Source organism: Bryocella sp. (assembly GCF_058498515.1).
This window is the reverse complement of sequence record NZ_JBMHYI010000010.1, coordinates 52,296-66,444: the sequence shown is the minus strand read 5'-3', so window position 1 is coordinate 66,444 and position 14,149 is coordinate 52,296. Positions and strand designations below refer to the sequence as shown.

At 61.4% G+C, this 14,149-nt stretch carries 11 protein-coding genes; 7 read left to right on the top strand and 4 right to left on the bottom strand.

From position 1 onward, the window contains the following. The first annotated feature begins 324 nt into the window (after nucleotides 1-324). Both AC5E6W_RS02950 and AC5E6W_RS02945 read left to right on the top strand, forming a co-directional pair. The gene (locus AC5E6W_RS02950; protein WP_491750762.1) at nucleotides 325-744 is read left to right on the top strand and encodes a YtxH domain-containing protein; all 420 of its coding nucleotides are present in this window, start codon (nucleotides 325-327) and stop codon (nucleotides 742-744) included. A 177-nt stretch (nucleotides 745-921) separates the two neighbouring features. Continuing rightward, nucleotides 922-1,473 carry a hypothetical protein gene (locus AC5E6W_RS02945; RefSeq protein WP_491750761.1) on the top strand — a complete coding sequence of 184 codons (552 nt, stop codon included), beginning with the start codon at nucleotides 922-924 and terminating at the stop codon, nucleotides 1,471-1,473. Nucleotides 1,474-1,707: 234 nt separating this feature from the next. Here the strand turns inward: AC5E6W_RS02945 and mnmA are convergent, their stop codons facing one another. Beyond that, nucleotides 1,708-2,907 carry a tRNA 2-thiouridine(34) synthase MnmA gene (gene mnmA, locus AC5E6W_RS02940; protein ID WP_491750760.1) on the bottom strand — a complete coding sequence of 400 codons (1,200 nt, stop codon included), beginning with the start codon at nucleotides 2,905-2,907 and terminating at the stop codon, nucleotides 1,708-1,710. 185 nt (nucleotides 2,908-3,092) lie between these two features. Here mnmA and AC5E6W_RS02935 point away from each other — a divergent pair, with 185 nt between their 5' ends. After that, a complete protein-coding gene (locus tag AC5E6W_RS02935; protein ID WP_491750759.1) occupies nucleotides 3,093-4,262 on the top strand; it encodes an MFS transporter in 1,170 nt (389 codons plus the stop codon). A 401-nt stretch (nucleotides 4,263-4,663) separates the two neighbouring features. Here the strand turns inward: AC5E6W_RS02935 and AC5E6W_RS02930 are convergent, their stop codons facing one another. Next, on the bottom strand, nucleotides 4,664-6,091 hold the full coding sequence (locus AC5E6W_RS02930; protein WP_491750758.1) for a methyl-accepting chemotaxis protein: 1,428 nt from the start codon (nucleotides 6,089-6,091) through the stop codon (nucleotides 4,664-4,666). A gap of 117 nt (nucleotides 6,092-6,208) precedes the next feature. Next, nucleotides 6,209-8,500, bottom strand: a complete 2,292-nt coding sequence (locus AC5E6W_RS02925; protein WP_491750757.1) for a GH92 family glycosyl hydrolase — start codon at nucleotides 8,498-8,500, stop codon at nucleotides 6,209-6,211. Between the two features lie 139 nt (nucleotides 8,501-8,639). Between AC5E6W_RS02925 and AC5E6W_RS02920 the strand changes: the two genes are divergently transcribed. After that, nucleotides 8,640-8,915, top strand: a complete 276-nt coding sequence (locus tag AC5E6W_RS02920; RefSeq protein ID WP_491750756.1) for a diguanylate cyclase domain-containing protein — start codon at nucleotides 8,640-8,642, stop codon at nucleotides 8,913-8,915. Between the two features lie 14 nt (nucleotides 8,916-8,929). Here AC5E6W_RS02920 and AC5E6W_RS02915 read toward each other — a convergent pair whose 3' ends face one another. Further along, nucleotides 8,930-9,289: a hypothetical protein gene (locus tag AC5E6W_RS02915; protein ID WP_491750755.1), complete on the bottom strand. Its 360-nt coding sequence runs from the start codon at nucleotides 9,287-9,289 to the stop codon at nucleotides 8,930-8,932. Between AC5E6W_RS02915 and AC5E6W_RS02910 the strand changes: the two genes are divergently transcribed. Genes AC5E6W_RS02910 through AC5E6W_RS02900 form a run of 3 tightly spaced genes read left to right on the top strand, consistent with a single transcriptional unit; the run spans nucleotide 9,267 to nucleotide 13,939 of the window. Further along, entirely contained in the window at nucleotides 9,267-11,999 is a 2,733-nt protein-coding gene (locus AC5E6W_RS02910) for a TonB-dependent receptor (RefSeq protein ID WP_491750754.1), read from the top strand. The two genes, AC5E6W_RS02915 and AC5E6W_RS02910, sit on opposite strands and share 23 nt — an antisense overlap. A 48-nt stretch (nucleotides 12,000-12,047) precedes the next feature. Further along, nucleotides 12,048-13,169: a sensor histidine kinase gene (locus tag AC5E6W_RS02905; RefSeq protein WP_491750753.1), complete on the top strand. Its 1,122-nt coding sequence runs from the start codon at nucleotides 12,048-12,050 to the stop codon at nucleotides 13,167-13,169. Further along, the gene (locus tag AC5E6W_RS02900) at nucleotides 13,166-13,939 is read left to right on the top strand and encodes a LytR/AlgR family response regulator transcription factor (RefSeq protein ID WP_491750752.1); all 774 of its coding nucleotides are present in this window, start codon (nucleotides 13,166-13,168) and stop codon (nucleotides 13,937-13,939) included. The genes AC5E6W_RS02905 and AC5E6W_RS02900 overlap by 4 nt, the downstream gene beginning before the upstream one ends. Nucleotides 13,940-14,149 lie beyond the last annotated feature (210 nt).

Genomic DNA, 14,149 nt, shown 5'->3' with positions numbered 1-14,149 from the left:
TCCCATGCTCCTATGAGCCATAGGATGCTGGAACGGGCTGAAAGCCGCTCCGAGTTTGAGTTGGATTTCGGAGAAGACGAAGTGTCTGACACTGCGCGACAACCTATGGGAGGTCTTTGGGCATCCAGAGAGTTGCGGGTGGGAGCGGCAGGAGCGCGGAGCGGGTTAGAGATCACCGCGCAGACTCTCCGCCGTGACGTATGCTGGTTTCCTGCCTTCGGGCGAGACCGGGCCGGCGGGATGTGCATCCCATAGGCAATACAGGGCGTCGGCAGCAATGGGTCGACGCGGACAAACAGGTTTTGAAAGAAGTGGAGGATGCGAATGGCAGACAACGAGAACGGTGTGGGCAGCTTTGGCTGGTTCCTGGCGGGTCTGGGCATTGGAGCCCTGGTGGGCGTGCTGTATGCGCCGAAGTCCGGCAAGGAGACGCGGGACGACCTGGTCGCCAGCGCTCTTGAGGCAAAGGATCGTGCCAACCAGGCATACGCCCAGGGCCGCGAGCAGGTGACGCAGTACGTCGCGACCGGCAAGCAGAAGGCTGACGAGTACATCGCCACGGGCAAGCAGAAGGCCAGCGAGTACGCGGACAAGGGCCTGGAGTACTACGACAAGGGCCGCTCGCAGCTCAGCGAGTATGTGGAGAAGGGCAAGGCGGTCGCCCAGAACCAGGCCGATGCGGTGAAGGAAGCGGTCGAGGCCGGCAAGGAAGCCTACGTCGCGAAGACCAGCGAGGTTGCTTAGAGTTCGCTCGGCACCTGCAGGGCATTCCGTGGAGGGCCGGGCGGTACGTCCGGCCCTTCGTCTTGCCTCGCAACCATTTCCTCGCGAAAGAGATGCGAGACAATAGGACGTCCCCCTCCGGAGTGCGCGTGCGCGCCTGGAGGAAGAGAACGATCAGCGTAGAAGGAGCGAGTCCAGATGTCAGTTGCGAACAGTGTAGCGATGGTGTTGCTGCAGGCGGAGTCTCACCGTGACGTGCACTGGGCCAGCATCTTTGTAGGGCTCATCGCGCTCGCGTTGTGGGTGCAGGCGCTGGGAGTTGCCGCGGTGGGTTTCTATGCATACCGGTTCCTGCAGAAGATCGACAAGCTGGGGAACTCATTCGAGCAGAAGACGACGCCGATTCTGGAGAAGACCAACCTGTTGCTGGAGGACCTGACGCCGAAGGTGCGGGTGATCAGCGAGAACGTGGAGCAGCTGAGCTACACGGTGCGCGAGAAGGTCGACGAGATTGGCGCGACGATGACGCAGGTGAACCGCACCGTCGAGGAGATCAACCTGCGGACGCGTGTGCAGGTGGCTCGCGCCGATGCGCTCGTGACGGATGCGATGGAAGCGACGAATGAGATCTCGCAGACGGTGCAGGAGGGCATTCGCGTGCCGCTACGGCAGGTGATGGGGATTGTGGCGGGCGTGAAGGCGGGGATCGAGACGCTGGTGTCGCGGTTTCCGTTTGGATCGCGGGATTAGCTAAGGTCTCGTAAAGAAACATGATCGAGTATCGGGCTTTGAGCTTGGAGTCGCGAGTTGTCATCGCGGCCGGAGCTCAAAGCCCGATTTCGTTTTGGGGCGGCGATACCCAATCCCAGATTTCCTGCCGATCCCTGGCAAAGAAGCAGGTTTCTCCACTACGCGGGACGATGAACCTGTCCCGCTCCGGTCGAAATGACAATCTCCAGCGGTGGGGAATCTGTCGATGCAACCTTAGACGATCCAGCCGCCGCCTACCACGTCGTCGCCGTCGTAGAAGACGGCTGACTGGCCGGGCGTGATGGCTCGCTGGGGCTCATCGAAGGTGGCTTCGATGAGGTCGTCGCCAACGACGTGCAGTGTGGCCCAGGCGGGCTCGTGGCGATGGCGGATCTTGATGGTTACGCGGATGGGCTGCGCGGGCTCGGCGATGGCGATCCAGTTGAGGCGGTTGGCGCGCAGGGTGCATGACATGAGCGCGTCGCCCGCGCCGATCTCGACCTGGTGCGAGTCGGGGTGGATCTTCAGGACATAGAGCGGGTCGGCGCTGGCGATGCCGATGCCCTTGCGCTGGCCGACGGTGAAGCTGTGGATGCCTGCGTGGGCGCCCATGACGTCGCCGGTCTCGCTGACGAGGTCGCCGGAGCTGTCGGGCATGGTGCGGCCCTGCTCCTCGAGGTAGGCCTCAAGGAACTGGGAATAGCTGCCGCCGGGGATGAAGCAGATCTCCTGGGAGTCGGGCTTCTGGGCGAGTTCGAGGCCGTGGCCGGCGGCGAGGGCGCGGACGGCCGGCTTCTGCATCTCGCCGAGCGGGAAGAGCGTGCGGGAGAGTTGCGCTTGGGTGAGGCCGAAGAGGAAGTAGGTCTGGTCCTTGGACTTGTCGGCGGGGCGCGAGAGGATCCAGCGGCCACGCTCGGCGTCGAAGCGGTTGCGGGCGTAGTGGCCGGTGGCGATCCGCTCGGCGCCGATCTGGCGGGCGGTGAGCAGCAGCTGATCGAACTTGAGATGGTTGTTGCAGAGCGTGCAGGGAATGGGCGTGCGCCCGGCGAGGTACTCGTCGACGAAGGGGCGGACGACTTCGTCCTCGAAGCGCTGCTGAGCGTTGACGAGGTAGTAGGGGATGCCGAGCTGCTCGGCGACGTGGCGGGCATCGTAGACGTCGTCGATGGAGCAGCAGCGGCCCTGCGAGGTCTCAGGCAGGCCGTGGCGGCCGGCGAGGCGGCGCTGGTTCCAGAGCTGGAGGGTGAGGCCAATGATCTGGCTGCCGGCGGCCTGCATCATGGCGGCGACGGTGGAGGAGTCGACACCGCCGGACATGGCGACGGCGACGGGAGCGTCGAGTGCGGCGTCCGGGGCGAGCAGGTGATCGGACGCAGGGCCAGGCACGCAGCTCTGCGGTGTCGAAGAGGTCGGGATGGTGCAGTCGAGCGGCATACTTCCTCTCTTTATGATAGTCCGCGATGCGAGATGGAGCCCGATCGGTCTGACAGGAAAACGCAGGGGTGTGTACACTCAAGAGCGGTCTCTCGCCGCCTTCTTGCACCATGGTCAACACCTCTCCTCATAAGATGACCGAACGCTGGGCCCTTGTGTTTCTAGGGGTTGCATGTGCTGTGGGCGTGGCGTCCATCTACTACAACCAGCCTCTGCTGCTGGTGATGGGGGCTAGCTTCCATTCCGCTCCGCGGGAGATGGGCTTTGTTGCGGTTGCCACGCAGGTGGGTTACGCCGCCGGGCTACTATTTTTCGTTCCGCTGGGAGACGTGGCCGAGCGCCGCGCCCTGATGGCTCGGATGTATGCCGGTGTTTCGCTGGCGCTGGTGCTGGCGGCGTTTGCGCAGAACCTGGTGTGGATGATCGCAGCGAGTGCGCTGATTGGCGTCCTTGCTTCCGTTACGCATGTGGCGCTGCCGATGGCTCCGGATCTGGTGCCGCCGGAGCGGCGTGGCCATGCGATCGGTTCGGTGATGACCGGCCTGCTGCTGGGTGTTCTGCTGGCCCGGACGTTTGCGGGCTGGCTGGCGAGGCTGTCGAACTGGCGAGTCGTCTTCCTGGTAGCCGCAGTGCTCAACATGGCGTTCGTGCCGATCGTGTTGAAGGCGATGCCGCGGGTCTCTCCGCGTGAGCCGCTCACGTATGGGCAGGCGATGCGCTCGCTGTGGACGCTGGTGCGCGAAAAGCCCCTGCTGCGCGAGGCGAGTCTGCTTGGCGCGTTCACGTTTGGCTCCTTCAGCTGCTTCTGGACGACGCTGGCCTTCATGTTGGAGACGCATCATCACCTTGGGCCGGCGGTTGCGGGAACATTTGGACTGGTAGGTGCAGCGGGCGCGCTGGTGGCTCCGATTGCGGGCAAGCTGGCGGATAAACGAGGCACGCGGGTAGTGGTGACGGTCGCGGGCATTGTGCTGACGGCGAGTTATCTGTGGCTGTGGCTGGTGGAGAAGCCGAACGTGTCGCTGACGGTGCACATGGTCGCGCTGTTCATCGGCGTCATCACGCTGGATACGGGTGCGCAGATGATGCAGATCGCGAACCAGACACGGATCTTCGGGTTGGGTTCGGAGTATCGCAGCCGGTTGAACACGATCTACATGACGATGTACTTCGCGGGCGGAGCGCTGGGCTCGGCGCTGGCTGCGCAGGCCTGGTCGCGCTGGGGATGGGATGGCGTGTGTGTGCTGGCGCTGGGACTCATCGGGATGGCAGGGTTCGTGCACCTGACGGGCTACAGCCGATCGCATGCGGAGACGCTGGTGAAGGTCTCGCGGCATGAGCGTGAGCCCGCGTAGGCAGCGCGTCGAGGCACATGAAGTGTCCTGCCACAAACACTTGCGTGTGATTGAAATCCTTTGATGCAGCGCCGATAGAAGCGTCGGCAATTGAGACATTCACTGCGAGTCTTGTGGCACTTCTTCCGCGGGTCCTGGTAAGGGCCTTCCGAGTTGTGCGGGCATCGTGGAGTTCTCTGTCCAATCAGCTGGGCCGGTGTCGTATGTACCATCCCTACGAGCCGGAAGCTTCGCGGCACCGGCCCTGCAACAACTCTCTCTCCGGTAACTCGTAACTCCTCGGATTTTGTGCGGCGTGTTGCGCTCATCCTTGTGAGTTCAAGCTTCTCTTCCGCATGGGGCGGTAAGAACAAAGAGGCCGGCGTAGTTAGCGACGGCCCCTTTGTTGTTGTCCTAACGGACTACCGGGCTCCGACGAAACCACGCAGGGTGCGGGCGAGGTCGTACATCTCGGTGGCCTGGCTGCTGAGCTGCTGGCTGGCGGCAGCGCCCTGTTCGGCGGCGGCAGCGGTGCGGAGCGTGATCTGTTCCATCTCCGAGAGCTCCTTATGGATGGAATGCAGGTTGGAGGTCTGCACAGTGGCTCCGGAGCTGACGCGTGCCATCAGCGCGCGAAGCTGTTCGGAGCAGTGCTGCACGGCTGTGATGGACTTCGATACTGCATTGACACGCTCACGGCCCTCGACGGTGGTCTTGGCTGCGCCTTCGATCTGGATGGCCATGTCCGACGACGCCCTGGTGCAGAGCTGAGCGAGCCGACCGACCTCGTCGGCGACGACGGCGAAGCCAGCTCCTGCAGATCCCGCGCGCGAGGCTTCCACGGCCGCATTGAGGGCGAGGAGGTTGGTCTGGAAGGCGATGGTCTCGATGGCGGCGAGGATGGAGGTGATGGTGCCGGTGGAGCTTTCGATGCGCGCCATCGAGGTAGTGAGGTCCTGGACGCGGTCGACGCTGCGGGTGACTTCGTTCAAGGTCTCGTCGAGCAGACGCATGGCCGTGGAGGTGTCCTCGGAAGTGCTGCGTGCGACCGAGTCTGCCTGCGAGGAACTGCCGGAGGTAGTCTGCACGCGCTCAGCCTGTTGTATGGCCTCGCCGGAGAGCGTCTGCGAGGTTTGCGCAATCTGCATGGAAGCGCTTGCGACCTGGGACGCCCCGCTTTCCATGTTGGAGGAGATGTTGAGCAAGCGGCGGGTACCGCGGCGAAGTGTAAGCCAGACCCAGATCATGGCCACGAAGCCGACGAGGATGGTGACGCTTGCCGCGGCCATCATCCAGTGCGCGTTGCGGTCGGAGGTGGCGGCGGCGGTCTCCAGATTGGCATTCGCCATGGCTGCGAGCCGGTTGGCAGGAGCGATGGCCTGATCGAAGGGAGAGACCTTATTCGCGGCGGAGATGGCAGAGGCACCCTCGGCGTCGCCGGCCTCGCAGAGCGGGATGAGCCGCTCGACGTAGGCGTCGGCGGCGGCGAGGGAGGTTTTGGCTTCAGCGAGGACGCCTAGCTCATCCTCGGCGCCCCCTAAAGCTTCGTACGAGGCCTGCGCGGCGACTGCGTTCTGGTAGTGCTCGCGGAAGCTGTCACGTACCTGGAGGACTTTGGCGGGAAGATGATTGCGGCTGTTGAGTTCGAGGCCGCGCTGGTCAGCGCGCATGCCCAATACTTCGCCGACCATGCGTGCGGCGAGATAGCGTTTTTCGGCGTGCACGGCGATGAGTGAATGCGAGGAAGCGGTGCTCGCCAGGAACAGACCCGTCAGGATCAGGATCGAAACCAGCATGAGCGTGCCGCAACGATAGAGGCTTCCAATGAGAGTGTGGGAGCGCGCGTCCATGCGGCGATCTATCGGCGGTTCAGTTGTGTCGCATTAGAGGGCGATTTCCCAAATCGGCGTTATTGCATCACACGGAAGTTGTATCCCGGGCTTTCAGGGTTCACCTTTCAGAGTCTTCTATCGGCCCAATGCTGCGGGACATAGAGGTGGTTGCGCATCTGAGAGGCTTGGCGGTGGGGTGGCGCGGCCCCACTCGCTGGGTGCGGGGCCCATGGTGAAGATCAATGTTCCGCCGTCGGCGATCTCTTCATGGCGGAGCCAGTTGTTGACGATGGGCTTGTTGTTCAGCGTCACGGACTGCACGTAACGATTGATGTGCTCGGGGTCGAGGTTGCGTGCGACGATGTGCAGCGTCTTGCTCTTACCGACCGCGAGAGTAACGTCGGGGTAACTCGGCGTACCGATGAGATATACGGGCTGGCCGGAGTTGGGGTAGAAGCCGATGGAGTTGAAGAGGAACCAGCTGGACATCGCGCCAGAATCGTCGTTGCCGGGGATGCCGGCGCGGCCTGCGGTGAACCACTTCTCGAGCAGCTGCGTGATTACATCGGCTGTCTTGTCCGGGCGGTTCGACCAGTTATAGAGCACGGGCATGAGGAAGCCGGGCTCGTTGCTGACATCGAAGTGCTGCCTGAGGAAGATGGTGTCGAGACGCTGGTTGAAGGTCTTGTCGCCACCGGCGAGCTCGACGACCTTGCGCTGATCCTGTGGCGCGTAGAAGGAATAGGTCCAGAGGTCGCCTTCGTAAAAGAAGTCGGGCCAGGTGCCGCGCACGACGAAGTATGGTGCGGCCCAGGAGCCATCGGGATTGCGGGGACGAAGGAAGCCTTTGAAGCCTTCGCGCTCGAGATCCTTGTCCCAGAGGTTCTGCCAGTTGTGCGAGCGGGTAGCGAAGAGCTTCGCTTCGGCGTCATGATGCAGGCCGCAGGCCAACTCAGCGATGGCGAAGTCGTCGTACGCGTACTCCACGGTGCGGGAGCCGCTGCGCTCGTCGGCGAGCGTGACGAAGCCTTTGCTGTTGTAGTCAAGGATGCCGCCGCGGCCTTCCTTCTGCTGATCCTTCGGTGGCACGGAGGCGTCTTTCAGCATGGCCTGGAAGGCAGTCTCGTAGTCGATGCCGGTGAGGCCCTTGACGTAGGCGTCGGCGACCATGACGTTGGCGTTCGAACCACCCTGGGTGCGGCCGTTGTCGTTGCCGCTGCGCGCGTCGGGCATGTAGCCGGTGTGCTTGTAGATGTCGATGAGCGAGCGGATGAGGTCGCGCTCGCGGTCGGGGGCGATGAGCGTCAGCAGCGGCGCAGAGCTACGATAGGTGTCCCAGATGGCGTAGTAGTCGTCGTAGTAGGGATGCTCGGCGTAGGAGGTGTCCCAATAGGGGTTCTCGCCGGTACGGTCGGCCGGCATGAGCATGGTGTGATAGAGCGCGGTGTAGACCTTGGTCCGCTGTTCGGTTGTTTCTCCGCGAAGCTGGATGACGGAGAGCGCGTTATCCCATGCCGCGGTGGCCTTGGCGCGGGTAGCGTCGAAGTCCCACGCTGGGGCTTCGACGGCGATGTTGGCCTTGGCTTGATCCGTGCTGATGAAGGAGATGCCCACCTTGGCGCGGACGATTTGCCTGGCGTGTGCGGAGAATTCGAAGCTTGCACCGAGCTTGCCATCGTCGCCCGCCTGCGCAGAGGCTGCGTCACTGAGTGCGGCGTCGGTTTTATTGTTGCCGGTCCAGGTGCGTACGGAGCTGGCTGCGATGTCGAGGACGATGTCGAAGTAGACGCGATACTCTCCACCGCGATTCCACCCGCCGGTGTAGCGGCCGAAGCCGGTGATCTCGCGTGGCGAGACCACGTGGACTTCGCCGCCAAGGAAGCGCTGCGACTCCCAGCCCGTGCCCTTGCTGAGGCAGTGGGCGAGGTCGACGGTGAGGTGGGCTGGGGCGTCGGAGCCGAATGTATAGCGGTGCATGGCGACCCGGCGGGTGGTGGTGATCTCGGCGCGGACGTTGTAGCGCGTGAGAGTAGCGGCGTAGTAGCCGGGATGATCGACCTCAGCCACTCTCGGACTTGCCATCCTCTCGAGCGTGAGATCGCCGGTTGCTGGCATCACGAGGATGTTGCCGTACTTGCCTGACGCGCCGGAGAGGTGCAGGTGGGAGAAGCCGACGATCGCGCCTCCGCTGACATAGCCGAAGCCTGACGGGTGGCCATCGAAGGTCTGCATGTCCGGCCCGGCCTTGACCATGCCAAAGGGAAGCGCGGCGCCGACGAAGGTGTTGCCGCCCCAGTCGACGCCGAGGAAGGGATAGACGTCCTTCGCATGGCCAGAGGGCACGGGCTGGGGTGTTGCGGCGAAGCTCGAGCTACAGATGAGGCCGGCGCAAAGCAAGGCCAGGGAAGCGGTACGGCGAACGATCACGCGAAGCTCCGGATGAGACCTGAAGGACCATCAGGATCATAGGGAGTTCTCCGGGCAGACGCCAGCCGCGCGGATGCCTTCATGTCGTCAAGGTGCGGGAATTTACCGAACCGCAAAGAAGCTGCTGGCTCTGGTTTGCGTGGACGGATCCGATCCGGAAGTCGGCATTCCCGTAGGCGGGGACGAATTCGTGATTGCTTGTGAGGCTGACGAGGCTGCCGCGCAACGGCTTGAGGACGAAGCTGCAAGGATCAGCGCCGATGAGCATCGCGAATATCCCTTGAGCTTTAGCTTAGGCCGGATTACTTCACGGACTGACGGACAGGAATCGTTGGAGACCCTGCTCAGTTCTGCTGACAAGGCCATGTACATTGCAAAGCAGCGACGCAAACGAGATCTGATTGAGCAGGAATAGCAACTGATTCCTGCCTACAGCAGGTTACGGTGTAGTTCGGAAGGATCTCCATAGACTCCTCTGCTGTCCGCGTGGAACGTGCCCTCATGATGAGCCAAGCCTGAACGTGCAGGGAAGGCGTGGTGTGTTACACGAGAGTGGTCCGGGTTTATGCCGGTTCGGCGCACCACCCCTGGTTTGGCTACTCGATCACGACAGATCGTCGTCGCTATCTGCTGACGTTGGATATTGATTTGTCTCGCCGAATTCGACCAGGGAATTCGTTCGTTCACCGCCGATAGCGGGTTGTTCCTTGCAAAGGCTTTGATTTGGCCGGGTTGCTCATGAATGCTGACCGTGGAGAGCGAATCCATGCGCAGATTTTGGGTGGCCATTCCATTCCTTATTTCGCCACTCGCATCCGGCCAGCAGGCATGTGTGGATGGTATTCGTGTCGAGGGAACCGTGATGGATCCGTCCGGGGCGACCATCGCGGGTGCAGAAATTCGTGCGAGCGACGGAGTGCGTGCAACGGCGGACGAGAGTGGTCACTTTGTCCTGCCCTGTGTTGCTGCGGGCCTCTCCATCCATGTGCAGGCCCAGGGGTTTGATTCTGCCTCGCTGGTTGCGAATGCTCCCATGGGGGAGACTGCTCATCTTACGTTTCAACTTTCCATTGCGAACGTGGAGACCGTGGTCCAGGTCAGCGCGTCGTCACTGGCGTTGGACGACACCGATGACGCAGGCACTGTCACGCTCAATGCGCGGCAGATCGATCAGCTTCCTGATGACCCTGACGATCTTCTGAGCCAGTTGCAACAGATGGCGGCCAGTGCGGGCGGAGATCCGACGAACACGATCCTCACCATCAATGGCTTTCAGAATGGAAGCGCCCTGCCACCGAAGAGCTCCATCGCCTCGATCCGCATCAACCCGGATATGTTCTCTAGCGAGTATCAGTCACCGCTGTGGCGTGGGGCACGTATCGAAATCACGACCAAGGCCGGTGCGGACACGTTTCATGGGGCGGTCTTTGCGACTTTGAGCAATGCAGCTTTGAACGCTCGCGATCCCCTTTCGACCGCGTCCACTCCTGCCGATAAGCAGCGTTATGGGTTTGAATTCTCCGGGCCTATTGTTGCCAACAGGGCGGGCTTCGCGCTTGCTCTTGAGAGGCGAGCTATCAAGGAGTTCAACGTGGTGAATGCGATCACGCTGGACGCCAACTTTAACCAGACGCCGCTGCATGAGGCTGTGCAGGCTCCGCAACGCTTATGGATCGGATCGGCTCGCGGGGACTGGCAGGTTACAGCGAAGGACACCGCTTCGTTAGCCTTTGCTGCGAATGTAAATCGCCTGGGCAATCAAGGTGTCGGGGGGCTTGTCCTCGCGGATGGCGGTTTTACGAGTCTGGCCAGCGAGTACGATCTGCGCTTCAACAACACGCAGACCATCGATGCGAACTCGCTACATGAGACGCGCATCGGCTACACGTGGAAGCGTACGCAACAGACGCCGAACTCTACCGCGCCTTCGCTGCAGGTGGCGGGCTTCTTCACGAGCGGAGGTTCCATGGCGCAGGCTCTCAACGATCGCGAGCGTGCTTTGGAGATCGACGAAGATTTTCTTCTCACGCGAGGCAAGCACTCACTCAAGATCGGCGCGCAGTCCCTTGCACTCTTCGAGCACAACTTCACGCCGACCAATTTCAATGGGGCGTTCGTCTTTGGTGGAGGGAGCGCGCCGAGCCTTGATGCCAACGGCAATCCGACGGGACAGACCACGACCATCACAGCGGCGGAGCAATATCGCCGCGCTCAGTTATCGCTTGCGGGCGGCAACCCGACGAGTTACCAGATGACCTCGGGTGAGCCACTTGTTGCGTTCACCCAGTGGCATCTCGGTTTGTATGCCCAGGACACGATTAAGTTCACTCCACATTTCTCTATGGACGCCGGTCTTCGCTATCAACTGCAGACCACACCAGCGAGTTTCGCCAGCGTTCAACCGCGGCTCGGGATATCCTGGACGCTCGGCGCGAAGCAGAGTTGGATATTTCACCTGCGCGGAGGCTTGTTCACTGGGCCTACGAGTACGAATATCATTACTGACGTTACACGGCTCGACGGCGTGCGGCAGCATGAGACCACCGTTTACTCGCCCAGCTTTAGTAACCCGCTCACACCTGTTGCTGGTTCTATCCAGCTTGGAACGCAGTTCAGCCTGTTCCCGCATTTTCGGCAGGATCCGTACTATCAGGGGAGCGCTGTGGTGGAGCATGACTTTCCACATCACTGGCATGCGCAGGCCGACTACAACCTGGGCGGCGACTGGAACGACATCCGCGTGATCAACATCAATGCCCCGCAGGTCGCCAGCAGCATCGGCACCGCGCCGGATCCGACGGCGGCTCTGCTTGCGCCACGCCCGATTACGCCTGGGCTTAACATCTTCCAGTATCAGGATTACGGTCATACAAGGGGATGGTGGTTCGCCACATCGATTAGTCAGCAGAGTCTTAAATGGCTGAACGTGAAGGTGACTTACTGGTATGTCGATTTTCGTGGGAATTCCGGGACGCCGCAGTCTACGTATAGCTCGCAGGGAGAGTCGGCGCGCCCGGACTGGATGCGGCGCGATGGCCTGGATCTGAATGGCACGTTGAATCTTCCGAGTAAAATCGCGTTTTCGACTTACTTCAACACGCAGCCTGGCACTCCATTCAACATCACGACGGGCACTGACGCGAATGGAGATGGCACCTTCAACGACCGGCCGTCCTTCACGACGACTCCCGGCGCGGGGGTCTACAGCACTCGCTATGGCCTTCTGACCACCAACACGGTCAATGGCGACGTGCCCTACAATCTGGGGCGGATGTCCTGGGTCGTTCACTTTGGCATGAATCTCAGCCGGTCGTTTCAACTCAACCCGGGGAACAAGGAGAGCCCCCGGCTTCTTACACTGAATGCTCGGGCGGCCAATGTTCTCAACAAGACGCGTGTTACCTCCGTGGGGACGATCGTGTCCTCTCCGAACTTTGGTCAGGCGCTGGCGGCGGAAGAAGCCCGACGCATTGAATTTGGCGCGCGTCTCTCTTTCTAATGGGCGCCAGCCGTGCGTAAGATAGCCTCATCGGCGAGGAAGAGACTCATGGCCAAGCCTGACAATCCGGCCGTCATCATCTCCACCCTGCATGGCCGTGGTGTGCTCGCGGTAACGGCCGGCACCGTCATTCTCGCCGGCCTCACGGCGAGCAGGTGCCACACGTACTTCACCTCGCATCATGCAGAGGTCTCTGTCGTCCCGTCGATCCTCTTCGGGATCGTGATGTGGCTCTGGTGGGGGCTCGTGGCGCTAGCGATGTGGCTCCTGGCGCGGAATCATCCGGAGAGTCTGCGCTTCTCCATCCGCACCGTGCTCGCACAGGTCCTTGCAGGCAGCGTTGTGGGCTACCTTCATCTGCAGGCTATTCAACTGACGGTTCGTGCGGGGTATGTGTGGCCCGGATGGGAGGAGGCTTATATTGCTCTGAACTACGTCACCGTCCCGCGCTTCGGCATCGAGCTGCTGACGTACTCTTTCCTCTTCGCCATCTCCGCGACGCTGCACCTGCAATCCCAGCGGCAGCTTGATGCTGTACGCACCCTTGAACTGGAGCGGCAGCTTTCGCAGGCCCAGCTCAAGGCGCTGCAGATGCAGATGGAGCCTCACTTCCTCTTCAACACGCTCAATGCCATCACCAGCCTCGTCGCCCAACACCGCAACGCCGAGGCATCGAAGACGCTTGCGCACCTGAACACCATCCTGCGCAATACGCTGCAACGCAGGATGCCGGAGAAGGTGACCTTCCTCGAAGAGCTAAACATCGTCGAGAGCTATCTCGCGATCCAGCAGGTGCGGTTCGCCGATCGGCTGCAGGTGAGGATTGAGGTTTCGCCGGAGGCACTCGAGTGCCTTGTGCCCTGCTTTCTGCTTCAGCCGATCGTGGAGAACGCGATCAAGCATGGGATCGCACCCATGGAGGCGGGTGGGTTGATCGAGACCGAGGTCAAGCGAATCGGCGACACGCTCTGGCTGCAGGTTCGCGACAATGGTCATGGCGCGATTGCGTCGAAGACACAGGGGCACGGAATCGGTATGCAGAACACTCGCGAGCGCCTCGCGTATTTCTATCCTGATGCACATGAACTCAGTATTGCGACACCGCTGGCGGGTGGCTATCAGGTCACGATCCAGATTCCGTATGAGCGTGGTTTGCGGAGAGCGCAATGATTCTGCGAGCGGTGATTGCTGATGACGAGCCGCCTGCGCGCGCACTGCTGAAGGTTCTTCTCGCAGAGATGCCGGAGATCGTCGTTGCCCAGGAGTGCCGGAACGGGCGCGAGACCGTGGCCTATCTGCAATCGACAGACGTTGACCTGCTGTTTCTCGATATCGAGATGCCTGGCATGGGCGGATTTGAGGTCGCCGAGCATGTAGGCCTGCGTAGTCTACCGCCAACGATCTTCGTGACCGCCTACCACGAGCATGCTGTGAAAGCCTTTGAAGTACAGGCGATCGATTACCTGACCAAACCTGTTGAGCCAGCGCGGCTGGCCCGGGCCATCGGCCGTGTCCGGGAGAAGATTGCGGCGAAGTCTGCGCTGCTGACTCAGGCACAGTTCGATGCCATGTTGGCGGGTCTGTCGACCGGCCCTGGCTCTTCCAAGAGGTTTGCTTCCCGTCTGCTCGTCAAGGATGGCGATAAGGAGATTTTCCTTCCCGTTGAGAAGATCGAATGGATCGAGGCGGCCGAATACTACTGTTGCCTGCACGCGGAGAAGCGCCGGTTCCTGCTGCGCGAGACGATCACCGATCTCAGTCAGAGACTCGATTCTCAACAGTTCGTGCGGATTCACCGTTCGACAATTGTGAACCTGAACCACATCCGCGAGATCTACCGCGACGGGCAGTCGGATGGCGCCGTGGTTTTGTTGAACGGCCAGACTCTGAAGATAAGTCGATCGGGGCGACAAAAGTTGCTCGAAGCGGGTACCCCTTAGAAGCTTGCGAGCGCTCGGCATGCCGTTCCGAGCGCGCGATTCTCGACGCTTTTTAACACTCCCACCATATCTAGCGTGATGCTCTCAGTATGGGCTAAGAACCGAGTTGGGAAAATACATCCAGTCATAACATGTGTCTTAGTCGGCGATCTTATCGGAACCGCTATGTCCATGTCACAAGGCACCCGAAGTAACGCACTTTCAGCGAAA

What these genes read in the sequence shown, in the direction of transcription:
- AC5E6W_RS02905 (WP_491750753.1), top strand. Translation starts at nt 12,048, where the DNA reads ATGGCCAAGCCTGACAATCCGGCCGTCATCATCTCCACCCTGCATGGC.
- AC5E6W_RS02950 (WP_491750762.1), top strand. Translation starts at nt 325, where the DNA reads ATGGCAGACAACGAGAACGGTGTGGGCAGCTTTGGCTGGTTCCTGGCG.
- AC5E6W_RS02915 (WP_491750755.1), bottom strand. Translation starts at nt 9,289, where the DNA reads ATGGCCACCCAAAATCTGCGCATGGATTCGCTCTCCACGGTCAGCATT.
- AC5E6W_RS02910 (WP_491750754.1), top strand. Translation starts at nt 9,267, where the DNA reads ATGCGCAGATTTTGGGTGGCCATTCCATTCCTTATTTCGCCACTCGCA.
- mnmA (WP_491750760.1), bottom strand. Translation starts at nt 2,907, where the DNA reads ATGCCGCTCGACTGCACCATCCCGACCTCTTCGACACCGCAGAGCTGC.
- AC5E6W_RS02945 (WP_491750761.1), top strand. Translation starts at nt 922, where the DNA reads ATGTCAGTTGCGAACAGTGTAGCGATGGTGTTGCTGCAGGCGGAGTCT.
- AC5E6W_RS02900 (WP_491750752.1), top strand. Translation starts at nt 13,166, where the DNA reads ATGATTCTGCGAGCGGTGATTGCTGATGACGAGCCGCCTGCGCGCGCA.
- AC5E6W_RS02930 (WP_491750758.1), bottom strand. Translation starts at nt 6,091, where the DNA reads ATGGACGCGCGCTCCCACACTCTCATTGGAAGCCTCTATCGTTGCGGC.